The organism is Sphingobium sp. MK2, from assembly GCF_040170545.1.
In the GTDB taxonomy this organism is placed as follows: domain Bacteria; phylum Pseudomonadota; class Alphaproteobacteria; order Sphingomonadales; family Sphingomonadaceae; genus Sphingobium.
In genome coordinates this window covers 58,920-83,572 of sequence record NZ_JAZDXA010000007.1, presented here as the reverse complement: position 1 = coordinate 83,572, position 24,653 = coordinate 58,920, and the positions used below count along the sequence as shown (strand labels likewise).

The following is a 24,653-nucleotide window of genomic DNA, read 5'->3' as shown; positions in this document are numbered from 1 at the left end:
GGCGCACATTATCAACCGCACCGAAATTAGCCAGCCAACCGATCCGCCGCACGGCCCATGGGCAAGGCCTCATATACGGCCATAGCCTTCTCTACGGCGATTTCGTAATGTGCAATTGCCGCTTCCTTGACATGGCCATAGCCGCGCACTTCCAGCACCAGTGCAGCGATGCGAGCCGCCTCGCCCAGCCGGTCCGCCCGCAATCCGGCAAGCAGACGATCAACCAGCCGCTCATAAGCGCCGATCAACGCCCGCTCCTTGCGGCGCTCTGCGGTGTAACCGAACGGATCGAGTGCTGTACCACGCAGCCGCTTGCCGCTGGCCAACAGGCGAAAGACGGGAAGCATCCATCCGCCAAAGGTCATTTTGCGAAGATGGCCACTCGCTTTATCGCGCCGCGCCAACAGCGGCGGGGCAAGATGGAAACGCAATTTGACATCGCCTGTGAAGCTGTCCTTCAGGGCTTTGGCAAAACGGCCCTCGGTATAAAGCCGAGCAACCTCATATTCATCCTTATAGGCCATTAGTCGGAACAGGCCTCGCGCGACAACGTCGGTCAGTGCGCCATCGCCCCCCAGCGCCTGCTCGGCGGCTGCGACACGGTCAACCGTTGCGCGATACCGTACCGCGTAAAATTCGTCCTGATATTGCGCGAGAAATGCGACACGCGGCGTTACGATGTCGGCATCCTCGTCGACATCATCCGCCTGCGCCGCCAGGCTGGCCAGCACGGCATTCGGATCGACCGCCAGCCGCCGACCGATAGCGAAGGCGGCACGGTTCATCGCGACGGCAACGCCGTTCAATGCGATAGCGGATTCGATCGCCGCCGGGGCCAGCCGGATCCAGCCCTTCTGCCAGGCAAAGCCAAGCATCATCAGATTGGAACCGATCGCGTCGCCCAGCAGATGATTGGACAGGCGCGTGAATGGCAGGCTGATGACCTGTTCATCCCCCGCCCTGCGCCTGAGCCGCGCGTCGAGCATATTGGCGTCGGGCAAGGCATTGCGATTTTGGGTAAAATCGCCGGTAATCGCGACATCGGCGTTGATCAGCACTTGGGTGCGGCCCGGCGCGATGGCGGCCATCACATCGCGGCTGTTACCGACAATCTCGTCACACACCAGTATGAGATCGGCGGTTTCGGCGGGTATACGCAGTGCCGTCACCGCTTCGTCGGCCAGGTGCAGGTGACTGACCACCGCTCCACCCTTTTGCGCCATGCCCACCTGGTCGAGCACCCCGACCTCGCGCCCTTCGACATGGGCCGCCATGGCCACCAGCGCGCCGATGGTCACCACGCCGGTGCCCCCCACGCCAGCAACGACCACGCGCTCATGCCGACGCGCAAGGGCCTCAGGCTCCGGCAGGCCAGCGACATCGATGGCCATGCCGCCTGCCACTTTTGCCGCGCGTGGCTTGCCACCCTCGACCGTGACGAAGCTGGGGCAGAATCCGGTCAGGCAGCTATAATCCTTGTTGCAACTGGACTGGTTGATCTTTCGCTTGGTTCCGAACGCGGTTTCGACCGGCTCGACCGAAAGGCAATTTGATTTGGCGGAACAATCGCCGCACCCCTCGCAGACCAGTTCGTTGATGAACACGCGCGTCGTCGGATCGGCGAGCTTGCCACGCTTGCGCAGGCGGCGCTTTTCCGTCGCGCACATCTGTTCGTAGACAATCACCGACACGCCGGGCCGGTCGCGCAATTCCTTTTGCAAGGCGTCCAGATCGTCGCGATGGTCGATCCGTTCGACCTTCGATCGGACCGGGCTGTTGCGATAGCGGTCGGGCTCGTCGGTGGAGAGGATGATCGTGGCCACCCCCTCGGCCCGCAACTGATCGACCAACTGTTCGACCGACAGCTCGCCATCCACTGATTGGCCGCCGGTCATCGCTACGGCAGAGTTATAGAGCAGCTTGTAGGTCAGATTCACCCCGGCCGCGACAGACTGGCGGATCGCCATGATACCGGAATGAAAATAGGTGCCGTCGCCCATATTGGCGAAGACGTGCTTTTCATCGGTAAAGGGGGCAAGACCGACCCAATGCCCGCCCTCGCCTCCCATCTGCGCGAAGCTCCCTGTGAAGGGGCGGTTATAGGCGGCAAGTCCGTGGCAGCCGATACCGGCAAGCGCGCGACTCCCCTCCGGCACCACGGTGGAGCGATTATGCGGACAGCCCGAACAGAAGAAAGGTTTGCGGATGGTGGGCGGCACGGCGAACAACGCCTGTAACTTCACGTTACCCGCAACCTGGGCCGCCGCGTCACCAACCGCGCCATTTCCGGTCACAGCAGCAATTAGCGGCCCGACCGCTGCGGCAATACGTTCGGGCGTAAGATCCGCAATCGCGGGCAGAAGCGCCGCCCCATCCGGCCCGGACTTGCCATAAATGGCAGGGGCGGCGGGCGTGCCATACAGGATCGCCTTGGCCTGCGCCTCGATGAAGGGGCCTTTTTCCTCGACCACGAGGATCATGTCCAACCCCTTGGCAAAAGCCTTCAGCCCCTCCGGTTCCAACGGCCAGATCATCGCCGGTTTGTAGAGCGCGACCCCATTTTGAGCCATGGCCGCTTCGTCCAGTCCCAGCAGGCGCAAGGCTTCGAGTATATCGAGCCAGCTTTTCCCCGCGCCGATCAGCCCGATCCTGGCCCCTGGCCGTTTCAGGACGATCCGGTCCAGCCCGTTGGCGCGCACATAGGCCGCCACCGCTGGCAAACGATGCTCAATCTGCCGCATTTCCTGTTCCAGCGGCGTTTCGGGCCAGCGATTGTGAAGACCGATCGCGGGTGCTTCGATCGGCGGCAGCACCGGCGTGATCGACAATTCGTCGGTATGGACGGCACGGGTCGAATCGGCGACCTCGGTGATGATCTTGAGCGCGACGCAAGACCCGGTATGACGCGACATGGCAAAGCCATGCAGGCCATATTCAACGACTTCCGCAGGGTCAGCGGGATAGAATAGCGGGATATTCAGCCCGGCCACCACTTCATCGGAATAGCAGGTGATCGATGATGATTTGGCAAGATGGTCATCGCCCACCGCCAGCACCACTCCGCCCTGCGGAGAGGAACCCTGGTAATTGGTGTGGCGCAACGCATCGGACGCGCGGTCCAACCCTGGCCCCTTGCCATACCACAGCGCGAAGACGCCATCGACCCGCGCACCGGCCGTCTGTGCAATCTGCTGCGTTCCGGCAATGGCGGTGGCGGCCATTTCCTCATTGACGGAAGGTTTGACGACGATTCCCAGCCCGTCGGTCATCTTTCGCGCGCTTGCAAAGGCCGTATCCAGCGTGCCCAGCGGCGATCCGCGATAACCGGCGACATAGCCGCCTGTACGAAGCCCTGCGGCCGCATCCCGCTGCGCCTGCACGATCATCAGGCGGACGAGCGCCTGCACCCCGGAAATCAGAATGCGGCCGCTCTGCTTCTCGAACCGATCCGATAGCGAAACTTGCGCCAACCCATCGGCCTTGGCCTGCGCGACGTTCGGGGTAGTCTGTTCGAGACTCATTGGCCCTCTCCTCCTCAATTACGTATATCGATATACGTTATTGTCACTGGATGCAAGTTGCCGACGAAGCACCTCGTCGGCCGTAAATGCCCGCACCCACGTCGATCGGCGGTTGTCATGCTGGTGGGGTGCGGGCTATCCGACCTGCGCGCGCCAGAAGTACGCGACAGACCGATTGACGGCGGTCCCACAGGCGAAAGGAACGGCAATGTCGATTGTTGCACTGGCGGGAGGTGTTGGTGGGGCGCGCATGGCATTGGCGCTGGCATCGGTTTTGCCGCCGCGGACGTTGAGCGTCATCGTCAACACCGGCGACGACTTCACGCATCTTGGCCTCGCCATTTCGCCCGACATAGACAGCGTCCTCTATACCATGGCGGGCATCAATGACGCGGTCCGCGGTTGGGGACAGGCCGACGAAAGCTGGGCGTTCATGGACGCGCTCCGGCGGCTTGGAGGCGAGGACTGGTTCGCGCTGGGCGATCGCGATCTCGCCACCCATGTGCTGCGCACGCGCGCGCTGGAGAGCCAGCCCTTGTCGGCCATCACCTGTACCATGGCTGCCCGGCTGGGTATCCAGCAGGCCGTACTGCCGATGAGCGACGATCCGGTTCCATCCATGGTCCTGACCGACCAGGGCGAGCTGGCATTTCAGGACTATTTCGTCCGCTTTCAGTCCGAACCGCGCTTCTGCTCGATCCGCTTTTCCGGCGTCGAAAACGCCCGACCCGCGCCTGGCGTGATCGATGCGATTGATGCAGCGGAAGGCATCGTCATCTGCCCGTCCAATCCGTGGCTGTCGATCGCACCGATCCGGGCGGTGCCGGGAATCGAGGACAGCCTGAACATGGCCCGCAGACGCGGCACCCCAATCGTCGCTGTTTCGCCCTTCATAGGCGGGGAGGCAGTAAAGGGGCCCGCCGCCAAAATCCTGCGCGAACTTGGTAAGGAACCGACACCTACCGCGATCGCCGATGTCTATGCCGGACTCGTGACGGATCTGGTCATCGATCATCAGGATGCCGATCTGCCCCGCCCCGAAGGCATGGCGGTGCATGTTACACACACACTGATGCGCGACGAAGCGGTACGCATCGCGCTGGGGCAGGCCGTCCTCGCTATCATCGCAAATCGCGGAAACTGATATAGGCTGCGTTATCGATGCGGCGGCCGTGCAAATCGCGCCCACGGCCATCGTTCAACTTTGGCCGAACCTCGTCAGCAACGCCTGGCGATCAAGCATATGGGCGGGCTTTTCCTTGGCGTCGGGAATTTGCGCGAAGATATCGGCGGTCAGGCCTTCAGGATCACGATAGACGACCGAAACGAGGCTTCCCCTGTCTTCGATCTTTTCCGGTTCATATCCCGCCACATGCATCCGCTCTACAGCGGCCACGAGAGCGGCTACCGTGGCGAATCGAATGCCCCCGCCCGCTACGCCGGTATGCGCGTCGGCCGTTGGCGATGGCTGGCTCGCCGCCGCTTCGCCCATATACATTTTCGCCATGCTGTCGCGATGGCCGAAAAAGAAGCGGTGATGCTCCTCGTCCCATGAAAAGGTCGATGTGCAGAAAGTAGGCTCAACGATCCGCGCCGCGCCGGTCAGTGTTTCGTAAAAGACTTCGCTGGCCTTCATATTGTTGGTCAGCAACGCCCAGTGTGAACGATAGCGTGGTTTCGGCATCTCCTTGATGTCGCTTATGCTGATGTGCCTGGTTGGTCCCGGCTTCATCGGAAAGGTGACGATCGTGCGTTGCATTTTCAGTTCCCTCCGTTTGTCAGAACCGGCCAGAGGCGGCGAGTTCCTGAAACCGTTGCGTGTTGAATATCTCATGATCGGGGATGCCCGCCTCCAGCATGGCGATCAGCTTGTTGAGATCATAATACCAGTCGTCGATCTTACCGGGGATACGCAGGTCGGCGGCTCCAAGCATCGCATCCTGGGCCTGTCGGCTCGTATCGTGGGCATCGACTCCCAACTCCACGACATTGCCTGCCGGATCGCGAAAATAAATCTGCATCAGCACCGGCGAGGTCATGACCTCATAAGGAACGATGCCATTGTCGCGGGCATGGCGGCACACATACACCAGCTCCGCCAGGCTGTTATAGAACCAGGCCATGTGCAGCACACCGCGCGCCATCTTGACCGGCGGCGGGGTCAGGTCCGGCCGGGCAATAATGCAGATTGTCTCCTGACCAGCATCAAGCAGATCGCTTGTCGGAATATCCTCCGCATCGCTTCGCACCGATCCGCAGAATAAGGTCTGATACCATTTCACGACGGCATCATGATTGTCAGGGGTCGTGTGGATCAGTTGGTAGCCAAAGCTGTGCGGCCGATCAGCTTGCGGTACGGAAAATTCCGGCAATTTGGACGTTTGCGCTTGCATCACTCTTCCAATCCTTATCGCGCTGCAACCCTAGCCGGAGCACGTAGAAGCGATGCCAGGCGAGGGGCAGTGGGACCACAGCATTATTAAGCTGTACTTTTGTCCAGTTATGGATTGTCGGGGCGTCATGTCAAGCCTGGATGCGACCAACCACCCGCTATGAAATGCTGGATGGCCCCGCTCGCCTCTGCCAGCGCCAACCAGCCTGATCGTCCCCCCTCTCCTCACCGTCTCGATCAACGACCGGGAAGACGATGACGATGATGCCTATCCCAAGCCCGCACGAGGGATATTCAAATTCGTCATACATTTCATAATGACGATATGGTATTTTGTGAAAACAGCTTGTATGGCGGTGGCGGTTGGAAAGTTTGCCCACCAGCAGGGACGAAAACGGACGCAATTCAGATCGGGCGCATGCGCTATCCTGGCGCGCGCACGATCAAGCCGACGTGATCGTGCCTTGTTGTTGAGGCTTGCGGACCATCCGACATGGCAGGCATTCTGGATATCAAATGTGAACATCATCGACAGGCGCGACTTCGAATTTCTGTTCAACTGGCTCGATCTGGGCGGATTGCTTGAACGTGACAGATTTGCCGGGCAATCGGTCGACGACGCGCTTTCGATCGTTGATCTGGCCGAACAAATTGCGCGCGAAGTGCTGGCACCGCACTTGCGGCTGTCCGATACGTGCGAACCGAGCCTGCGCGCCGATGGCAAGGTGGAGATCGTTGCCGAAGCGGCGCAAGCACTCGGCGTTCTTGCAGATGCCGGGCTGTTCAGCACGATATTCGATACCGAGCTTGGCGGCCTCCAACTGCCGCATATGGTCCATGTCGCCGCACTCGGCACCCTGATGAGCGGCAATCTGTCCACGGCCTCCTTTCTGTTGCTGACCGTTGGCAATGCTGCGCTGCTGGCCAATTATGGCAGTCCGGCACAGATCGAAGCCTTCGTGATCCCGCAGGTAGCCGGACGTCATGTCGGTACGATGTGCCTGTCCGAGCCTCAAGCAGGCTCCTCGCTCGCTGACATTCGTTCGCGCGCCCTGGCCGATGGCGAAGATGCGCTGGGGCGCAGGTTCCGTATTTCCGGCAGCAAGATGTGGATATCCGGCGGCGATCATGAGGCGCGCGAGAACATCGTCCACCTGGTGCTGGCCAAGGTGCCCTACGCGGATGGTTCGCTGCCGGCGGGCAGCAAGGGCATTTCGCTGTTCGTTGTCCCCAAATATCTGCCTGATGGACAGGCGAACGACATCGCTGTGGCGGGCCTCAACCACAAGATGGGCTATCGCGGCCTGCCCAACTGCGCACTGAATTTCGGCGAAGGCCGCAACAGTCCCGACGGCGCACCGGGCGCGATCGGTTGGCTGCTGGGCGATGTCGGACAAGGCCTGCCGCAGATGTTCCACATGATGAACGAGGCCCGCGTTTCGGTGGGGCTTGCCGCGACCATGCTCGCGGTACGTGGCTATCATATGGCACTCGACTATGCGCGGGACCGCGCCCAGGGCCGCCATCCCGGCATGAACCCGGCAGACGCACAGATACCCATTATCGAACATGCCGACGTCAAGCGCATGCTGCTGACGCAGAAAGCCTATGCGCAAGGGGCGCTCGGCCTCATGCTCTATGCTGCGCGCCTGATTGACGATGAAAAGACGGCACCTACAGCCCAAGCGCGCGAGGAAGCCGGCAAGCTGCTCGCTTTCCTGACCCCCATCGTCAAGAGCTGGCCTTCGGAATGGGCGCAGGTCTCGCTGCACCATGCCCTGCAGATTCACGGTGGATCAGGCTACACCCGCGATTTCGAGATAGAACTCCTCTATCGCGACAACCGACTCAATCCAATTCATGAAGGCACCACCGGCATTCAGGGCATCGACCTGATCGGGCGTAAGATGCGCCGCGAACAGGGCGAATCCTTTGCGTTGCTTGCGGAGCGGGTCAAGGCCTCCATTGCGACGGGGCGCACCATGCACGATGGCGCTGGTGGCGACCTCTCGACGCTGGCGCGGCAAGTCGAACAAGCGCTGGTGCAGGTCGAGGCGGCCGTCTCTGCAGTGCTGGCCAAGGCCGACAATGCGCAAGCACTGGCCTGGGGCACCCCCATTTTGTTCGCCGTCGGCCATCTGGTCATTGGCTGGATCTGGCTGGAACAGGCGATCGCCGTGTTGAACCAGGATGCTGCGGGTCAGATAGCCGATCGCGCCTTCGTGACCTCGCGCCTGCGCTGCGCCCGGTTCTTTGCCGAAACCGAATTGCCGAAAATCGCCGCATGGACCGGAGAGGTCCTTGCCGATTCAGACATTGTCTTCGGCGCGCAAGACAACGAATTCTAAGGGGGGAAGCGCATGTCGCTCAACGGACGTACGATCTTTATCACCGGCGGCAGCCGGGGCATTGGCCTGGCCATCGCATTGCGCGCCGCGCGCGACGGCGCGAACATCGTTATCGCGGCGAAGTCGGCAGAGCCGCACCCCAAGCTGCCCGGCACGATCTATACCGCAGCGCAGGAAATCGAGGCGGCCGGCGGCAAAGCCCTGCCGATCATGCTCGACGTGCGCGATGGCGACGCGGTAGAGGCAGCGGTGGCGCAGGCCGCGCAGCATTTCGGCGGAATCGACATCTGCATCAACAATGCGTCGGCGATCAACCTGTCATCCTCGGAAGATATCGAGATCAAGCGCTTCGACCTGATCCAGCAGATCAACATGCGTGGCACATTTCTCGTTTCGCGGGCCTGCATACCGTTCCTGCGCAAGAGCGATCGCGCCCATGTGCTGACGCTTTCGCCCCCGCTGACCATGCGAGCCGACTGGTTTGCCGCGCACCTGCCCTACACGATGAGCAAATATGGCATGTCGATGGTGACCTTCGGCATGGCGGAAGAGTTCCGCAAGGACCAGATCGCCTTCAACGCGCTATGGCCGCAGACCACGATCGCCACGGCCGCGGTCGAATTTGCGCTCGGCGGCGACGACATGATGCGCCGGTCGCGCAAGCCGGAGATCATGGCCGATGCCGCCCATGTCATCCTGTGCCGTGATCCGGCCTATACCGGCAATTTCCTGCTCGACGAGGGCGTGTTGCGGGATGTCGGAATACGGGATTTTTCCTCCTATAGTCACGTTCCAGGAGCCGATCTCGAAGTCGACATCTTCGTCGACCCGGACGCATAAGGTACGACAACGGCCCGGTGACACCACCAATAAGGGCCAACATGAAAAGGGAGAGATGCTGCATGACACAGTTTGACCCCGCGATCACATATGGACCGACACCCGTTCCGGCGCAGGAGTTCGATCATATGCTGGCGGCCTTCCGCGCCGCTGTCGCCGAGGCAGGGGACCGGCCTGCGCTGCATTATTTCGACCAGACCATCAGCTATGCCGAACTCGACGGACAGAGTCAGGCGCTGGCAAGCTGGCTCGTTGCGCAAGGCGTCGCACAGGGCGACCGGGTGATGATCTGCCTGCAGAACATCCCGCAATTCATCATGATGGCGCTTGCCGCATGGAAATTGCGCGCCATTCCGGTTCCAGCCAACCCGATGTACACGCCCGGAGAATTGGCGCGATTAATCCGCGATGCCCAGCCCAAGACCGTGCTTTGCCTCGACCATCAGGTCGAGGAACTCCGGGCGGCGGTCGAACAGGCCGAGACATCGAGCACCCTGCTGGCCACCTCGCCCCGCTCGTTCCAGTCTCTCGATGATGCCCGCGTCCTGCCCCAGCCCCCCTCCGGCGCAGTGGCGGTGCCCCTGCTGGAAGATATACTGGCATCGCCGCCGGTCCAGGCGGTTCCCCAAGTCGAACCGCAGGCAGACGATATCGGCCTCATCCTCTATACATCGGGCACGACCGGCATACCCAAAGGGGCCATGCTGCGGCAATCGAGCCTGGCCTATAACGCGCAGATCCTTGCTTCCTGGTGCGAAATCGACGCGGATTCCAGCCTGCTGGCCCTTGCGCCTTATTTCCACATCACCGGATTTGCCTGTCACATCGCGACGGCAATTTGCGCGCGTGCGGCGCAAGTGCTGCACTATCGCGTCGAACCCAGCCTGATGCTGGACATGATCCGGCGCCACCGGCCGACATTCGCGATCGGTGCCATCACCGCGTTCAACGCCTTGTCGAATCTGGCGGATATCACGCCGCAGGATATGGCATCGTTTCACCGCATCTATTCCGGCGGCGCGCCCATTCCGCCCGCGTTAATGGCCGACATCGAACGCAAGCTCCAGATCAAGATCCATTCCTGTTACGGCATGACCGAAACGGCAGCCCCCACGCACCTTACACCCGGATTGACGGCAATTCCCGTGGACGAGGAAAGCGGCACACTGTCCATCGGCGTCGTGCAGCCGGGAACACGGGCGCGGGTTGTGGACGACAATGGCGCGGACCTGCCCGCCGGGTCGGTTGGCGAACTTGTCATCTGTGGTCCGCAGGTCATGGTCGGCTACTGGCGCAAACCCGAAGAAACGGCGCAGACCATCAAGGATGGCTGGCTCAGCACCGGCGATGTCGCCTTCATGGACGCCAACGGCTGGTATTATCTGGTCGATCGCAAGAAGGATGTGATTATCGCCAGCGGCTTCAAGGTGTGGCCGCGTGAGGTGGAGGACGTGCTCTATACCTTCGACGCCGTGCGCGAAGCGGCGGTTGTGGGTGAGCCGGATGCCTATCGCGGCGAAACGGTGAAGGCCTTCGTCTCGCTCAAACCCGGCGCATCCCTCGATCCGGCCGAACTTCAGAAATATTGCCGCGAAAAGCTGGCCGCCTACAAAGTGCCGCGCGTGATCGAAGTGATGGACGAACTACCCAAGACCGTAACCGGCAAGATCCAGCGTCTGGCCCTGCGCGGTTAGCACCACCCAAGATATTTTTCTGGAAACCCGGCCCCTAACAAGGATTGCCACCATGCGTATCGTAGGAATGAAGACCCCCGACGGCGTAAAGATCGCCCAGGCCGCAAACGGGCAATATCGCCCCATCGCCCCGATCGAGGCCTTCTGGTCCGATCCCGTCGCGGCCGCCGCGAACGCGCAGGAAGGACAATGGCTGGACGATGTCGATCTGGCACCCGCCATCCCGGCGACCGGGCGCGTGATCTGCGTCGGCCTCAACTACCGGCTGCATGCCGAAGAAGGCGGCATGCCCATTCCCGAAATTCCGGTCGTCTTCGCACGCTGGGCGCAAACGCTGATCCCCGATGGCGCGCCATCGCCTGCCATGGCTCCGACATATGACTGGGAAGCCGAACTGGGCGTAGTGATCGGCAAGGCGGGTCTTGCCATCAGCGAAGCCGATGCCAACGATCATGTCTATGGCTATTGCTCGTTCAACGACCTTTCTTGCCGCGCGATACAGCTTGAAACGCCGCAATGGGCGCTGGGCAAGAACAGCGATGCCAGCGGCCCGATCGGCGCGATTGTCACCAGAGACGAAGCCGGCGATCCGGCAGACGGCTGGAAGGTTGTCACCGAAGTCAATGGCGAGGTTGTGCAGAATGGCGATACGTCGGACTTCATCTTCACCGTGCCGCAAGTCATCGCCTTTGTCTCGCGCGCGATGACGCTGCGGCCCGGCGACCTCATCATCACCGGCACACCGTCGGGCGTCGGCATGGCGATGAAGCCCCCGCGCTTCCTTCAGCCCGGCGATGTGGTGAAGGTGGAAGTCGGGCCGCTTGGTCCGGTGACGACGCCGATCGTGGCACGGCCATGAATATCTGCGTCAACCTGACACGCTAAGTGATAGTGCAGCGTTATTCCATCTGAGATTTGCAGCCCAGCTTTTCCTGGCAACAGGGCTGCAACTCTCCGGGGCAAACCAGCATGGCACGCCTACCCTTGCCCCACCTTTCTATCGAGGCAAGCTTGTGGGACGCTGCGCTTGCATCAAGACCATTGGTGCCCGTCCATGCCGTCACGGCTCTAAATCCTATTCCCCTTCCAATGTAGGATTTCCTCTGTTCTATCCTTAGCGATGGACCTGCACGCCCTTCGCCACCCGCTGCCGATACTCGCCGCACCGTCGCGCATCTGTGCCCCACCTGTCGCGTCCCCGTCGCCTGGGCGACGCGGCGATGTGACGCTGCGCGTATGGGGGTGTCGCGGCGGCGGCGCGTTCCTGTCGCGATTCCGCCCGAAACGCCCGCAAAACCAAAGCCTGCAACGGTGTGAACTTCGCGGCTGTGACCCTGTCGATCGGTTATTTGGTCCGCAGCGCGGTCGCGCAAGCCGCCGGATCGACATCCGATCCCGTCGGCGTCCGCGCGTCCACATGCGTTACCACCGGCTCTTTCCCCGGTGCGGGCGCGTAAAGATAGGCGTCGAGTACGCACCGGCCATTGGCGAATTGCAGTTTGCGCACCGTAGTTTCGCGAATGTCGAGCCGGGGGGTACCAAACAGTCGGGTCAGTGCGCCCGCATCCGATCCCATCAGCGGGCCTTGCTTGGAAAAAGCGCTGGCCGGGGGACCAACGGGTGGCATCGTGCCGGTGCGCGGCACCACCGTGCCCGCACCACAGGCGGCAAGCGGCAGCGACAGCAGTGCCGCCACAAGGGGACGCAGGGATGTCATGCGGATTTCCTTTGGCCATGCAGCATATGCACCGCCATAGCCGCGCTCCAGATCGGTGCAAGCAGGTTGACCAGCGGCACCAGGAAGGCGAGCGCCGACAACAGCCCCATCAGCCAGCGGCTGCCCCGTCCGATCGGCGGCAGCGCGGGATGACGCGGCTCGATCATATCGGCCATGTCGCGCCCCAGCAGATAGGCGTTGAGCGCCAGGAACAGGGCGATCGTTCCCACCCCGGTCACCAACAGGAACAGATAGGCGGGCAGCGCCAGCAAATTCCACCCCAGCGCCCGCGCCAGCGAGGCCAGCGCATAGCGTCCGCTCCGCCCCCAACCCACGGGCCGCGCCGTGGCGGCGGCATAGGGATAGGATTGGCGCTCGACCGCGTCGATGATGTCGTCGGCAAACAGGCCCATCACCGCCATCGCCGTCGCCCGGAACAACAGCCAGCCAAGCGCCACCACCGCCAGCGCGGTCGCCGTCGCTTCGGCCAAACCGCCCCCTCCCCAGCCATAATGGAGCCGCAGCGCATGAAAGCCCGCCCATATGCCGCCGCCCAGCGCGACGAAGATCAGCAGCGTCAGCGTCAGAGTCTTGAGCAGCAGCCGCAACGCCGCACCGTGGAAGAGGGAGGGGAAAGCGCGCAGCGCAGCGGTCAGGATCATGGGGCCGACTATCCGCGCCCCGGCCATCGCCGTCAATCGTCCCGTCCTGTCGCTCCCGCCATGAGCGCCGGTTGCACCGCGCGGGCCGCGCCTATAGAGACGGCGGGATTTTGATTTCTCTTTTCGACCAAGGAATTTGCGTGACCTCTCCCGCCCCCACATTGGATGTCGTTGCGATCGGCAACGCCATCGTCGACGTTCTGGCCCGTAGCGACGACGCCTTCCTCGCCGAACATGCGCTGACCAAGGGCGGCATGCAGTTGATCGACGCCGATATGGCGGAAAGCCTCTATGCCGACATGGGACAGGCGAAGGAAATTAGCGGCGGATCGGCCGCCAATACGCTGGCGGGCCTTGCCGCGCTGGGCAAAAGCTGTGGCTTCATCGGCCAGGTCAATGACGATCAACTCGGCGATGTGTTCGCGCATGACGTCCGCGCGCTCGGCATCCGTTTCGACACCCCCGCCGCCACCGGCGATATCCCGACCGCGCGCTGCCTGATCCTGGTGACGCCCGATGCGCAGCGGACGATGAACACCTTCCTCGGCGCCTCGCAATTCCTGCCCGAAGCCGCGCTCGACCTCGACCTCATCCGCTCGGCCGGCATCCTCTATCTCGAAGGCTATCTCTGGGACCCCGAACAGCCACGCGCCGCGATGCGCGCCGCGATCGACGCCGCACGCGGCGCAGGGCGCAAGGTCGCCTTCACCCTGTCCGACAATTTCGTGATCGACCGCCATCGCGCCGATTTCCTCGACCTGATCGACAATGGCCAGATCGACATCCTCTTTTCGAACGAGGGCGAAATCCAGTCGCTCGCCGCCGTCGAGGGCTTCGACAAGGCGCTGGCTCTGTTCGCAGGCAAGGTGCCGGTGCTGGTCTCGACCCGCAGTGAAAAGGGCGCGGTCGCGATCGTCGATGGCATCCGTTACGAAGCGCCCGCCGCCCCGGTGACGGACATCATCGACACCACCGGCGCGGGCGACCTGTTCGCAGCGGGCTTCCTCGCCGCCCATATCGACGGGCGCGGTGTCGAAGACTGCCTGGCGCTGGGTGCCGCCGCCGCGGCCGAAATCATCTCCCACTGGGGCGCCCGCCCCGAAGCCGATCTCGGCATCATCCGCGACAAGCTCTTCGCCTGACCGAACAGAAAAACGGAGGGGTATTGCCCCTCCGTCCGTTCAATTCATCTTCTTCTTGCGAAACAGCGCCCGGTCTTCGGAGCCAAAGCCCCAGCGCCAGATAACGAAGCCATAAGCCCCTAGGATTGCCCACACCCCGACCGCCAGTTCGACCCATTCGAGCCGCGGCGGCAAAGCGACGAAGCCCGCGCCGACCAGGCTGGCAACCGCCGCCGCGCTCAGCAGCGACCAGCGCCAGGCATTGATCGGCGCACCCAGCAAGCGCGAGAGCAACCGTGCCTTGACGAACGCCCCGATGCCCAGCGACAGGCACAGCGCCAGCGCCGGTGCCGCTGCCAGCCACATCGGCGGCAATTCTATCGCGCGCGCGCCCAGGATCAGCGCGAAACTGAACGCTGCCTGGCACCCGATCATGCCCAGCGAGATCATCAGATTGCGATGCCGGGCAATATAGACCAGCGCCGATTCGCTGACGACCGCCGTCGCCGCAATGACTTCGGCGAGCAGCAGGAAGCCCAGCGCCCCGGTGCCCGCGACGAAATTGGGACCGACCAGCCCCATCACCGCTTCGCCCGGAATGGCGAGCGCGAGCGCAATCCCCGCCTGCGCCGCAATGATCCAGAAACCCACCTGGCTCACCTGCCGCGCAATGCCGACAAGGTTGTTTTCGGCCAGGTTGCGGGTGATCACTGGCCCCAATATCGGGTCGAAACTGGTCTTGAGCTTTTGCGGCAGCGACGCGACCTGCTGCGCGACATAATAGACGCCGATCACCGCGGGGCTGACGAACAGGCCCAATATCGCCATGTCCAGCCGCCGCGACCCCCATTCGACGCCATCAGCCGCCGCCAGCGGCAGGTTGCGCCGGGCCATCCGCCACAGTCGCGGAAAATTCGGCCGCCAGCCCGTTGGCAAGCCATAATGACGCACCATCGGGATCAGCGACGCGATCAACGCCGCGGTCATCGCCATGGCATAGGCCATGATCAGGCCGTCCCGCCGGGAATAGAAGGAAAAGGCGAAGACCGCGATGCTGATCGTCCAGGGTTCGATGATCGCCCGCGCCCGCACCGTTGCGCCGACATCGAAGCGATAGGCGCAGGCCGCCAGCGCCACGTCCGACCCGGCAACCGCAATGACGATCAGCGCCAGCAGCCGGTCGAGGCCATTGATGCCGCTATTGGGGAACATCGCTTGCGGAAAGACGAGCAGCAGCGCCGCGCCAAGCAGCGAGGCGGTCAGCGTCAGCACCATCGCGTCAGTCACGACATGGTTATGCGGCCGTTCGGTCTGGCTGAGCGCGCCTGCCAGCCCGCGTTTCAGCCCCAGCGTGGCGAGTTGCGCGACGAATTCCACCACCAGCACCGCATAAGCGAAACGGCCCAGCGCCTCGGCGCCATAGACACGCCCGGCGATGAACAGGAAGGGCAGGCGCGCGGCGAGCCGCAGCAGGAAGCCGAAAATATTGGTCCGCCCGCCCTTGGCCAGGGCGGCGATATCGTCCTTATCGCTCTGCGCAACCGCAGCGGCCGACGGACCCGTGGGATTATCTGTAGACAAATGGATGCTGCGGCGCGGCGGCTATTCGGGACGCAACGGACGCGCGAGCAGCGCGTCGATGACCTGGGCGAGCGGCACGGCATCCGCCAGCAACGCGCACACCGCATCCACCACCGGCATTTCGACCCCCGCCGCCAGCGCCGCAGCGCGCAGCACCGGCGCGGTGAACGCGCCTTCGGCCACGGTGCGGCGGTTGGCGAGCAGGTCGGCGGCCGCCTGCCCCTCGCCCAGCCCCTTGCCCAGCGAGAAATTGCGCGAATTGGTGGACGAGCAGGTCAGGACAAGATCGCCCAGCCCCGACAGGCCGCCCAGCGTCTCCGCCCGCGCCCCGCGCGCGAGGCCAAAGCGCGTCATTTCGGCAAAACCGCGACTGATCAGCGCCGCCCGCGCATTGAGACCGAGCCCCGCGCCCTCGGCCACGCCGCAGGCGATCGCCAGCACATTCTTGACCGCGCCGCCAATCTCCGCGCCGATCACATCGTCGGACAGATAAGGGCGGAAGGCCGGTCGGGCGATCCGCGCCGCCAGCCGTTCGCCCAGCGCCCGGTCCTCGCACGCCAGCGTGATCGCTGTCGGCAAGCCGCGCGCCACTTCATGCGCAAAGGTCGGGCCGGACAGGACGGCGATGGGCGATTGGGGCTGCGCCTGTTGCGCGACCTCCGACATCAGCAGGCTGGTGCCCGCCTCTATCCCCTTGGAACAGAGTAGCAGCGGGACGCCCGCAGGTGCCTGCGCCACGACGCTGCGCAGATGCTGGGCGGGGCTGACCACCAGCAGCAGATCGCAATCCGCCATATCCGCCATCGCGCCGGTCGCGGCGATCGATGGCGAGAGCGGGATGCCCGGCAGATAGAGCGGATTTTCCTGCGACCCATTGACCGCGTCGACCACCTCGGCCTCCAGCGCCCATAGCCGCACCGCCTGTCCATCGGCGGCCAGCAATTGCGCCAGCGCCGTGCCCCAGGCACCCGCTCCGATGACCCCCGCCTTCATGCTTTCACTCCCGCTCCGCGCGCCTTTTCCGCTGCCGGGTCGAGCGGCCAGCGCGGCCGGGCGGGGAAAGTCAGATCGTCGACCAGCCCCACCGCATAGCGCTCTGCTCCGGCCCAGGCGATCATTGCCGCATTGTCGGTGCAAAGCCAGAGCGGCGGCGCGACGAAGGGCAGGTCATACTCCGCCGCCAGTGCTTCGAGCGCACCGCGAATCGCCTGATTGGCGGCGACGCCCCCGGCGACGACCAGCGCCGTCACAGGCTCGCCAGCCCCCAGCGCGCGGCGGGTGCGGTCGATCAGGCAGTCGATCACCGCGTGCTGAAAGCTCGCGGCGATATCCTGCGTCGAATAGTGCCCGGACTGGACCGCGCGCATCACCGCGCTTTTAAGGCCCGCGAAGGAAAAATGCGGTTCGGCGGTGCCGACCAGCGGCCGGGGCAGCGGCACCGCCTTGGCATTGCCCTGCGCCGCCGCCTTTTCGACCAGCGGCCCGCCGGGATAGCCCAGCCCCAACAGCTTGGCGGTCTTGTCAAACGCCTCGCCCGCCGCATCGTCGATGGTCGTCGCCAGCCGCGCATAATCGCCCGGCCCGCGCACGAGCAAAATCTGGCAATGGCCGCCCGATACCAGCAGCAGCATATAGGGGAATTGCAGCGTCGGATCAGCGAGGCGCGGCGAGAGTGCATGACCCTCCAGATGATTGACCGCGATCAGGGGCTTGCCCGCCGCATGAGCCAACGCCTTGCCGGTGACGAGGCCCACCATCACCCCGCCGATCAGGCCCGGCCCGGCGGTCGCGGCGATCACATCGACATCGGCCAAGGTCATTTCCGCATCCGCCAGCGCCGCCGCGATCAGGGGCGTGAGCGCCTCGACATGCGCGCGCGCCGCGATTTCGGGTACGACGCCGCCATAGGGGCGATGCGCCTCCTCCTGCGTGGCCAGGCGATGGGCCAATATCCGCCCGTCGGCCGTCACCAGCGCCGCTGCGGTTTCATCGCAGCTCGATTCCAGGCCAAGGATGATTGTCATTGCCGCTTCCATCTAAAGCCCGTGGTCATTAGAGCAAGCCGCATATGTATTTGTCCGATCGACCGTTGCGCCTTGGCACCAGAGGCTCCCCGCTTGCGCTGGCCCAGGCGCACATGACCGCTCATGCGCTTATCACCGCCCATGGCTGGGCACCGGACGCGATCGAGATCGTCACCGTCCAGACCAGCGGCGACCGTATCCAGGACCGGGCGCTCGCCGATATCGGCGGCAAGGCGCTGTGGACCAAGGAACTGGAACGGGCATTGGTCGCGCAGGAGATCGACTTCGCGGTCCACAGCATGAAGGATGTCGAAACGATCCGCCCCGCCATCTTCCAGATCGCGGCGATGCTGCCGCGCGCCGATGTGCGGGACAAGCTGGTGGGGGTAGAAAGTTTCGACGCGCTGCCCGCCAACCCGGTCGTCGGCACCAGTTCGCCGCGCCGCGCCGCGCAGGTCATGCGGCTGCGCCCTGACGCCACCATCACCCTGTTCCGCGGCAATGTCGCCACCCGGCTCGCCAAGCTGGCGGCGGGGGAAGTCCATGCCACGCTGCTGGCGGCGGCGGGCCTCGATCGGCTCGACCAGAGCGATGTCGGCGTGACCATCCCGATCGACACGATGTTGCCCGCCCCGTCGCAGGGCGCGGTGGGGATCGAGGCGCTGGCCGACAATGCGCCGCTGTATGAAGCGCTGGCCGTGATCAGCGACATCGACACGACCGATGCCGTCGCCGCCGAACGCGCGGTGTTGAAGGCGCTGGGTGGCACCTGCCATTCGCCGATAGCGGCGCTGGCGGTGGTGGATGGTGACGGGCTATATCTGCGCGCCGAGATCATCAGCCCCGATGGGCAGGAAACGGTGGCCCAGGAAACATGGCTGGCGCGCGGTGACGATGTGGTGGCGCAGGCGATCGGCCGCGCCTTGCTGGAGCAGGCCAGCCCGGCGCTACGGGCCTTGTTCGAAGGGTGAGGCGGCTTTTGATCCTGCGCCCCGAACCGGCGGTGGGCAGGACGGCGGACAAGGCCGCGCGCCTCGGTTTCGAGGTGTTGCGCCATCCGCTGTTTGCGCCATTGCCGCTCGACTGGGCCGCTCCCCCCGCTGACGGATTCGACGCGCTGTTGCTGACCAGCGCCAATACGGTGCGGCTGGCCGGACCGCGACTGGGCGAATATCGCGCGCTCCCGACCTATGCTGTCGGCACGGCGACGGCGGCGGCTTTGCACGACGCAGGCTTTGCCGAGGTGACCTGTGGCGAGGGTGACGCCAGTGCGATTGCCGCCCGGATCGCGGCGGATGATCATCGGGCCGTCCTCCATCTGGCGGGCACCACGGTCGCGCCGATGGAGGCCGGGCCGCTCCGCGTCACCCGGATCGCGGTCTATACGATGGCGAGCCTGCCGCCCGACCCGGCGCTGCTGCACGATGCTATCCCCGGCACCATCCTGCTCGTTCATTCGCCGCGTGCGGGCGAGCGGCTGGCCGAACGCATCCCGCTCGACCAGCGGAGCGAACTGCATATCGTGGCGATCAGCCATACCGCGCTGGCCGCTTGTAGTAGCGGTTGGGCCAGCCTTTCCGCGCCGCACAAGCCGGTCGATGACGACATGCTGGCCCTCGCCCTTTCTTTGTGCGAATGACGGGACGATGACAGGCGAAAGGGTCAGCATGCACGACGCGGACGGCGATAGGAGTATCCCCGTAACCCCGCCCCCTGCCCGTCGGCGCAGCACCATGCCGCTGGTGACCTTGATGCTGCTCGCCTTCCTGATCGGCGTCGCGCTGACCGCCTGGGTCTGGCCCCAGCTTCAAAAGCGCTGGAACCCGCAACCGGCCCAGCCCGTCGCCGTCGTGCCGCAGGTCGGCACCCCGTCCCCGACCGTCACGCCCGGCGCGCTGACCGCGAGCAGCGCCCAGATGCTTGACGCCCGTGTGGTCGCGCTCGACGAACGGCTTACCCGCATCACGGTCGAGGCGCAGGCCGCTTCGGGCAATGCCGCCCGCGCCGAAGGGCTGCTGATCGCCTTCGCCGCGCGTCGTGCGCTCGATAATGGCGCGCCGCTCGGCTATATCGAGGCGCAGTTGCGCTCCCGTTTCGGCCAGGCGCAGCCGCGCGCCGTCGCCACCATCATCAATGCCGCGCGCGAGCCTGTAACCCTGGCCGATCTGCGCGTCGGCCTCACGGACCTCAGCGATCGATTGATCACGCCGCCGGCAGAAAGCGACTGGTGGGACGCCATTGCCCATGAAGCCCGCGAACTGGTGACGATTCGCAGGGCATCGGCACCTTCCCCCCGACCCCAGGCTGCGCTGGAGCGCGCTGTTCGCTATCTCGACGGCGGCCGAGTCAGCGCGGCGCTGGCCGAAGTGGAGCGGATGCCCGGTCGTGCCGCTGCTGATCGCTGGCTGCAATTCGCCCGCCGCTATCTGGAGGCGCGCCGCGCGCTCGATCTCATCGAAACCGCCGCGATCCTGGAACCACGGCCCTTGCGTCCTGTGGACCCTGCCCCACTCAGCCCGACCCTACCCACACCCTAGCCTTTCAGCGACGAACCGTTCGTCGCATAGGACGAAACCAATGGACGGACGCGGTGTTTGTCACGATAACGTCATCTTTGCCCGATCGGGCTTGGGATTTTTGTTTTCGTGCCACCTCATGTTCAAGCCGTCAGCAGTTTTTGGAAAGATCGTTTTGCGCCAGGGCCAGCCGCCCCGTCGCGGCCGCCTTTGTCGCATCTGCTCGGCAATCTGTCGCTCCCCCGCGACCTCGCTCGCACCCAAGCGCAGGCCGACTCGCTGGCGCAGCAAATCAAGGGCGATGGCCGTTCGGTCCTGTTGATCCCCGGCTTGCTGGCCTCGGAACGGCGGATGGATGCCATGCGCCAGATATTGGCGGCGGCGGGCTATGCCGCGCATGATTGGGCAATGGGCCGCAATTATGGCCCGAAGCCTGACAGCCTCGACCAGATCGACCGCCGCGTCGATGCCATTCGGCGCGCAGGCGGCGGCCCGGTGACGCTTGTCGGATGGAGCCTCGGCGGCCTGTATGCGCGCGAATATGCCAAATATGCCACGCATAAGGTCGGCGGCGTGGTGACGCTGGGCACGCCCTTTTCCGGCGACCCGCGCGCCAACCATGCCTGGCGTCTCTATCAGCTCGTATCGGGTTTTCCGGTCGACAAGCCCCCCTTCCCCTGCACCCGCGAAATCAAACCGCCGGTTCCGACGGTTGCGCTGTGGTCGCAGCGCGACGGCGTGATCCTGCCTGAATGCGCCAAGGGTCGCGGTGGTGAGCGCGACAAGGCAATCGAAGTCGATTGCACCCATATGGGCTTTGCCGCGGCCCCCGAAGGCATATTGGCCGTCGGCAAGGCGCTGGAGTCGATGCGCGCATAAAATATCCAGCCGTCCAAATGCGATCGGCAGGGTCACAGCGGTAAAGTTCACACCGTTGCAGGCCCCCCTTTTCCTCGTCTTTTTGTGGCAATAGCCAGCCTGACGCCCATGCCACATACCCGCAAAGCCCCACCGGCGCGTCGAGAAAGGCACCGTGACGCGCCACTTGCGCGACGGTAACGCGACAGGTGGGGCACAGCGGGCGGCTTTTTGCGGCTGGAGGCGCGGGGCAGACTGGTCCATCAAAGAGGATAGATCAGAGGAAATCCTACATTGGAAGGGGAATAGGAGAGGGCGCAAGTGCATTGGGTAGCTTGCCACCTCTCTAACAAATACGGCCGTAGGCGCTGCAGCATTTATCCAAGACGAAGAGGTCGGCGATGGCTGATACGTTCCTGGCTGCCCCAAAAATGCCACGGCGATGATAGGCTGGCCGAAGGACGAAGATAACCGTCGCCCTGGTGCAATTCCCGTTGCGGTTGGTGAATGACGGCTTCCCAAGCGCTGACCGCTACGACCCGTCCGCTATGGGCCTATTATACGGCACATGATCCATCTATTCGACAGACGTTGCCAGGATCAAACATCGCTGGATCGACGGTCAGATCGAGCGGATCGCCAGCGAGCGACAGCATATCACCCTATATATAACCGATAATCGGATGATAAACCGAATATCGGTTGACTCATATCGATTGGCGCAGTCAATATTGGCTCGCATCCCTACCCCGCCGGAAGGACAGTCGATGATTGACAAGCAGATACCCAGTGTCGCTGCGGCGGTTGCTGATATCAGCGACGGTGCGTCGATCATGATTGGCGGCTTTGGAACGGCGGGCACGCCCGATGCGCTGATCGATGCCCTGATCGATCATGCGGCGCGGGATTTGACGATCATCAGCAACAATGCGGGCAATGCCGAGGCGGGTATCGCCGCGCTGATCCGCGAAGGCCGGGTGCGAAAAATCATCTGCTCCTTTCCGCGCCAATCGGATTCCTATCATTTCGATGCAGCCTATCGCGCTGGAACGCTGGAACTGGAGTTGGTCCCGCAAGGCAATCTTGCCGCGCGCATCGACGCAGCGGGCGCGGGACTGGGGGCGATCTTTACGCCGACAGGCTATGGTACGCTGCTGGCGCAGGGCAAGGAAACGCGCGAGATCGGCGGTCGACACTATGTGCTGGAATATCCCCTTCACGCCGATTTCGCCCTGATAAAGGCGCAGCAGGGCGATCGCTGGGGCAACCTGACCTATCGCAAGACCGCGCGTAATTTCGGCCCGATCATGGCGATGGCCGCAACGACCACGATCGTCCAGGTGCAGGAGTTTGTAAAACTGGGCGAAATCGACCCTGAGCATGTGGTGACACCCGGCATTTTTGTCCAGCGCGTGGTGCAGGTCGATGCCGGCCCAACACAGCCCGGCAACGGCTGAAGGGAGCGCATGAAATGCAAAGACTAAGCCGCGACGACATGGCCCGGCGCGTCGCCCGCGACATAAGGCAAGGTGCCTATGTCAATCTGGGCATCGGCCTGCCGACGAAAGTGGCGAACTATTTACCGCATGAGCGCGAGACATTGCTGCAATCGGAAAACGGCCTGCTAGGCATGGGGCCTTCACCCGCTGCCGGCGAAGAAGACTGGGATCTGATCAACGCCGGAAAGCAGGCGGTGACATTGCGGGCGGGCGGCGCCTATTTTCATCATGCAGACAGTTTCGCGATGATGCGCGGCGGCCATATCGACATCTGTGTGCTGGGCGCTTTCCAGGTTTCAACCAAGGGTGATCTCGCCAACTGGCACACGGGTCAGAGCGATGCCATCCCGGCCGTCGGCGGCGCGATGGATCTCGCGATCGGGGCGAAAAATACCTATGTGATGATGGAGTTGCTCACCAAGACCGGCGAAAGCAAGCTGGTGGACGCCTGCACCTATCCGCTGACCGGACTGGCCTGCGTTTCCCGGCTTTATACCGACCTTGCCGTGTTCGACCTTGGCCCCGATGGCGCGCGCGTGGTGGATATGGTGGATGGATTGAGCATCGACCATCTCCGCGAACTGACCGGCGTTACGCTGACTTCTGCCTGAAACAGTTTTACCGGAGATTGCCATGACCGATGCCTTTGTCTGCGATGCGGTGCGCACCCCTGTCGGCCGCTACAATGGCGGCCTTGCCAATATCCGCGCTGACGATCTGGGCGCGTTACCGATGAAGGCCCTTGTCGCGCGCAACCCTTCGCTCGATCCCGCAGCGATCGAAGAAATATTTTATGGCTGCGCCAACCAATCGGGCGAGGACAATCGCAATGTGGCGCGCATGTCGCTGCTGCTTGCCGGACTGCCGACGAGCGTACCGGGCGTGACGCTGAACCGCCTGTGCGCTTCAGGACTGGAAGCCGTGGGGCAGGCGGCGCGGGCTGTCCGCCTGGGCGAGATGGACCTCACAATTGCAGGCGGGGTAGAGAATATGACCCGCGCGCCCTATGTGATGGGAAAATCAGACAGCGCTTTTGGACGCGGACAGATGCTGGAGGACAGCACGATGGGCTGGCGCTTCGTCAACCCTGCACTGGATGCGGCCTATGGCACGGAAACCATGCCGCGCACCGGCGAAAATGTGGCCGAGGATTATCGCATTTCGCGCGAGGACCAGGACGCCTTTGCTCTCCGCAGCCAGCAGCGCGCGGCAGCGGCGCAGGCAGGTGGCTATTTCGCCGAGGAGATTATTCCCGTCACGGTTCCAGGCGCGAGGCGGGGCGAGACGGCGATCGTCGATACCGACGAACATATCCGTCCGCAAACCACGCTGGACGCGCTGGGCAAACTCAAGGGCCTGTTTGGTCCTGCGGGAACCGTAACCGCTGGCAACGCATCAGGGATCAATGACGGCGCGGCGGCGATGATCGTCGCGAGCGAAGCGGCGTGCAAAGCCCATGGCCTGACGCCGCGCGCCCGCATTCTGGGCATGGCCTCTGCCGGGGTGGAACCGCGTATCATGGGCATTGGCCCGGTGCCCGCCACACGCAAGCTCATGGCGAAACTGGACCTTTCCATCGGCGATTTCGACGCCATCGAACTGAACGAGGCCTTTGCCAGCCAATCGCTCGCGACCTTGCGCGAACTGGGGCTGGAAGATGACGCGGCGCACGTCAATGCCAATGGCGGCGCGATCGCGCTGGGGCATCCACTGGGCATGTCGGGCGCACGGATTGTCATGACGCTGGTGCATCAGCTTGAAAAGAGCGGCGGCAGGCGGGGGCTGGCAACTTTGTGCGTGGGCGTGGGCAACGGCCTTGCTCTGGCGGTGGAACGGGTTTGAAAAGACCAGGCATGGATTGGCGATAGGCCTGACCAAGC

21 protein-coding genes are annotated in these 24,653 nt (G+C 63.7%); 13 read left to right on the top strand and 8 right to left on the bottom strand.

Features of this window, described 5'->3' with window-relative positions; all coding sequences use genetic code 11:
- Positions 1-26 precede the first annotated feature (26 nt).
- Positions 27-3,521 carry an indolepyruvate ferredoxin oxidoreductase family protein gene (locus tag V2I08_RS04640; RefSeq protein ID WP_349634037.1) on the bottom strand — a complete coding sequence of 1,165 codons (3,495 nt, stop codon included), beginning with the start codon at positions 3,519-3,521 and terminating at the stop codon, positions 27-29.
- 208 nt (positions 3,522-3,729) lie between these two features.
- On the opposite strand from V2I08_RS04640, the gene cofD reads away from it, so the two are divergent.
- On the top strand, positions 3,730-4,665 hold the full coding sequence (gene cofD, locus V2I08_RS04635) for a 2-phospho-L-lactate transferase (protein WP_349634036.1): 936 nt from the start codon (positions 3,730-3,732) through the stop codon (positions 4,663-4,665).
- A gap of 54 nt (positions 4,666-4,719) precedes the next feature.
- On the opposite strand, the gene V2I08_RS04630 is transcribed toward cofD, so the two are convergent.
- Together V2I08_RS04630 and V2I08_RS04625 are read right to left on the bottom strand one after the other, a co-directional pair.
- Positions 4,720-5,280: a hypothetical protein gene (locus V2I08_RS04630; RefSeq protein WP_349634035.1), complete on the bottom strand. Its 561-nt coding sequence runs from the start codon at positions 5,278-5,280 to the stop codon at positions 4,720-4,722.
- Between the two features lie 19 nt (positions 5,281-5,299).
- Positions 5,300-5,914 carry a VOC family protein gene (locus tag V2I08_RS04625; protein ID WP_349634123.1) on the bottom strand — a complete coding sequence of 205 codons (615 nt, stop codon included), beginning with the start codon at positions 5,912-5,914 and terminating at the stop codon, positions 5,300-5,302.
- A gap of 517 nt (positions 5,915-6,431) precedes the next feature.
- Between V2I08_RS04625 and V2I08_RS04620 the strand changes: the two genes are divergently transcribed.
- The 4 genes from V2I08_RS04620 (at position 6,432) to V2I08_RS04605 (ending at position 11,654) form a co-directional block, all read left to right on the top strand.
- Positions 6,432-8,261, top strand: coding sequence for an acyl-CoA dehydrogenase (locus tag V2I08_RS04620; protein ID WP_349634034.1), 1,830 nt, complete (start codon positions 6,432-6,434; stop codon positions 8,259-8,261).
- Between the two features lie 12 nt (positions 8,262-8,273).
- A complete protein-coding gene (locus V2I08_RS04615) occupies positions 8,274-9,101 on the top strand; it encodes an NAD(P)-dependent oxidoreductase (RefSeq protein WP_349634033.1) in 828 nt (275 codons plus the stop codon).
- Positions 9,102-9,163: 62 nt separating this feature from the next.
- Positions 9,164-10,795, top strand: coding sequence for an AMP-binding protein (locus V2I08_RS04610; RefSeq protein WP_349634032.1), 1,632 nt, complete (start codon positions 9,164-9,166; stop codon positions 10,793-10,795).
- Positions 10,796-10,847: 52 nt separating this feature from the next.
- Complete coding sequence (locus V2I08_RS04605; protein ID WP_349634031.1) at positions 10,848-11,654, top strand: fumarylacetoacetate hydrolase family protein; 807 nt, start codon at positions 10,848-10,850, stop codon at positions 11,652-11,654.
- A 486-nt stretch (positions 11,655-12,140) separates the two neighbouring features.
- Here V2I08_RS04605 and V2I08_RS04600 read toward each other — a convergent pair whose 3' ends face one another.
- Positions 12,141-12,512: a hypothetical protein gene (locus tag V2I08_RS04600; RefSeq protein ID WP_310227413.1), complete on the bottom strand. Its 372-nt coding sequence runs from the start codon at positions 12,510-12,512 to the stop codon at positions 12,141-12,143.
- Positions 12,509-13,174, bottom strand: a complete 666-nt coding sequence (locus tag V2I08_RS04595) for an EI24 domain-containing protein (RefSeq protein WP_349634030.1) — start codon at positions 13,172-13,174, stop codon at positions 12,509-12,511. The genes V2I08_RS04600 and V2I08_RS04595 overlap by 4 nt, the downstream gene beginning before the upstream one ends.
- 140 nt (positions 13,175-13,314) lie before the next feature.
- Here V2I08_RS04595 and V2I08_RS04590 point away from each other — a divergent pair, with 140 nt between their 5' ends.
- Positions 13,315-14,316 (top strand): adenosine kinase, encoded by a 1,002-nt coding sequence (locus tag V2I08_RS04590; protein ID WP_349634029.1) that lies wholly within the window; start codon positions 13,315-13,317, stop codon positions 14,314-14,316.
- A 39-nt stretch (positions 14,317-14,355) separates the two neighbouring features.
- Here V2I08_RS04590 and V2I08_RS04585 read toward each other — a convergent pair whose 3' ends face one another.
- The 3 genes from V2I08_RS04585 to tsaD are packed head-to-tail and all read right to left on the bottom strand — an operon-like array spanning position 14,356 to position 17,900.
- Entirely contained in the window at positions 14,356-15,876 is a 1,521-nt protein-coding gene (locus tag V2I08_RS04585) for a lipopolysaccharide biosynthesis protein (RefSeq protein WP_349634028.1), read from the bottom strand.
- Positions 15,877-15,897: 21 nt separating this feature from the next.
- Positions 15,898-16,869 carry an NAD(P)H-dependent glycerol-3-phosphate dehydrogenase gene (locus V2I08_RS04580; RefSeq protein ID WP_349634027.1) on the bottom strand — a complete coding sequence of 324 codons (972 nt, stop codon included), beginning with the start codon at positions 16,867-16,869 and terminating at the stop codon, positions 15,898-15,900.
- Complete coding sequence (gene tsaD, locus V2I08_RS04575; RefSeq protein ID WP_349634026.1) at positions 16,866-17,900, bottom strand: tRNA (adenosine(37)-N6)-threonylcarbamoyltransferase complex transferase subunit TsaD; 1,035 nt, start codon at positions 17,898-17,900, stop codon at positions 16,866-16,868. The genes V2I08_RS04580 and tsaD overlap by 4 nt, the downstream gene beginning before the upstream one ends.
- 44 nt (positions 17,901-17,944) lie before the next feature.
- Between tsaD and hemC the strand changes: the two genes are divergently transcribed.
- From hemC to pcaF, 7 genes are all read left to right on the top strand, one after another.
- Positions 17,945-18,871, top strand: coding sequence for a hydroxymethylbilane synthase (hemC, locus tag V2I08_RS04570; RefSeq protein WP_349634025.1), 927 nt, complete (start codon positions 17,945-17,947; stop codon positions 18,869-18,871).
- Positions 18,868-19,539: a uroporphyrinogen-III synthase gene (locus tag V2I08_RS04565; RefSeq protein ID WP_349634024.1), complete on the top strand. Its 672-nt coding sequence runs from the start codon at positions 18,868-18,870 to the stop codon at positions 19,537-19,539. Before hemC ends, V2I08_RS04565 begins: the two co-directional genes overlap by 4 nt.
- Before the next feature lie 7 nt (positions 19,540-19,546).
- Positions 19,547-20,437 carry a hypothetical protein gene (locus tag V2I08_RS04560; protein WP_349634023.1) on the top strand — a complete coding sequence of 297 codons (891 nt, stop codon included), beginning with the start codon at positions 19,547-19,549 and terminating at the stop codon, positions 20,435-20,437.
- A 108-nt stretch (positions 20,438-20,545) separates the two neighbouring features.
- Positions 20,546-21,295 (top strand): alpha/beta hydrolase, encoded by a 750-nt coding sequence (locus V2I08_RS04555; RefSeq protein ID WP_349634022.1) that lies wholly within the window; start codon positions 20,546-20,548, stop codon positions 21,293-21,295.
- A gap of 746 nt (positions 21,296-22,041) precedes the next feature.
- Positions 22,042-22,731, top strand: coding sequence for a 3-oxoacid CoA-transferase subunit A (locus tag V2I08_RS04550; RefSeq protein ID WP_349634021.1), 690 nt, complete (start codon positions 22,042-22,044; stop codon positions 22,729-22,731).
- A 14-nt stretch (positions 22,732-22,745) separates the two neighbouring features.
- Complete coding sequence (locus V2I08_RS04545; protein WP_349634020.1) at positions 22,746-23,384, top strand: 3-oxoacid CoA-transferase subunit B; 639 nt, start codon at positions 22,746-22,748, stop codon at positions 23,382-23,384.
- A 22-nt stretch (positions 23,385-23,406) separates the two neighbouring features.
- On the top strand, positions 23,407-24,615 hold the full coding sequence (pcaF, locus tag V2I08_RS04540; protein WP_349634019.1) for a 3-oxoadipyl-CoA thiolase: 1,209 nt from the start codon (positions 23,407-23,409) through the stop codon (positions 24,613-24,615).
- The last annotated feature ends 38 nt before the right edge of the window (positions 24,616-24,653 follow it).

Bases quoted from the DNA above. Each gene is read 5' to 3' on its own strand.
- tsaD (WP_349634026.1), bottom strand. From the start codon at position 17,900: ATGACAATCATCCTTGGCCTGGAATCGAGCTGCGATGAAACCGCAGCG.
- pcaF (WP_349634019.1), top strand. From the start codon at position 23,407: ATGACCGATGCCTTTGTCTGCGATGCGGTGCGCACCCCTGTCGGCCGC.
- V2I08_RS04630 (WP_349634035.1), bottom strand. From the start codon at position 5,280: ATGCAACGCACGATCGTCACCTTTCCGATGAAGCCGGGACCAACCAGG.
- cofD (WP_349634036.1), top strand. From the start codon at position 3,730: ATGTCGATTGTTGCACTGGCGGGAGGTGTTGGTGGGGCGCGCATGGCA.
- V2I08_RS04610 (WP_349634032.1), top strand. From the start codon at position 9,164: ATGACACAGTTTGACCCCGCGATCACATATGGACCGACACCCGTTCCG.
- V2I08_RS04580 (WP_349634027.1), bottom strand. From the start codon at position 16,869: ATGAAGGCGGGGGTCATCGGAGCGGGTGCCTGGGGCACGGCGCTGGCG.
- V2I08_RS04625 (WP_349634123.1), bottom strand. From the start codon at position 5,914: ATGCAAGCGCAAACGTCCAAATTGCCGGAATTTTCCGTACCGCAAGCT.
- V2I08_RS04550 (WP_349634021.1), top strand. From the start codon at position 22,042: ATGATTGACAAGCAGATACCCAGTGTCGCTGCGGCGGTTGCTGATATC.
- hemC (WP_349634025.1), top strand. From the start codon at position 17,945: ATGTATTTGTCCGATCGACCGTTGCGCCTTGGCACCAGAGGCTCCCCG.
- V2I08_RS04615 (WP_349634033.1), top strand. From the start codon at position 8,274: ATGTCGCTCAACGGACGTACGATCTTTATCACCGGCGGCAGCCGGGGC.
- V2I08_RS04600 (WP_310227413.1), bottom strand. From the start codon at position 12,512: ATGACATCCCTGCGTCCCCTTGTGGCGGCACTGCTGTCGCTGCCGCTT.
- V2I08_RS04595 (WP_349634030.1), bottom strand. From the start codon at position 13,174: ATGATCCTGACCGCTGCGCTGCGCGCTTTCCCCTCCCTCTTCCACGGT.
- V2I08_RS04560 (WP_349634023.1), top strand. From the start codon at position 19,547: ATGACAGGCGAAAGGGTCAGCATGCACGACGCGGACGGCGATAGGAGT.
- V2I08_RS04605 (WP_349634031.1), top strand. From the start codon at position 10,848: ATGCGTATCGTAGGAATGAAGACCCCCGACGGCGTAAAGATCGCCCAG.
- V2I08_RS04640 (WP_349634037.1), bottom strand. From the start codon at position 3,521: ATGAGTCTCGAACAGACTACCCCGAACGTCGCGCAGGCCAAGGCCGAT.
- V2I08_RS04545 (WP_349634020.1), top strand. From the start codon at position 22,746: ATGCAAAGACTAAGCCGCGACGACATGGCCCGGCGCGTCGCCCGCGAC.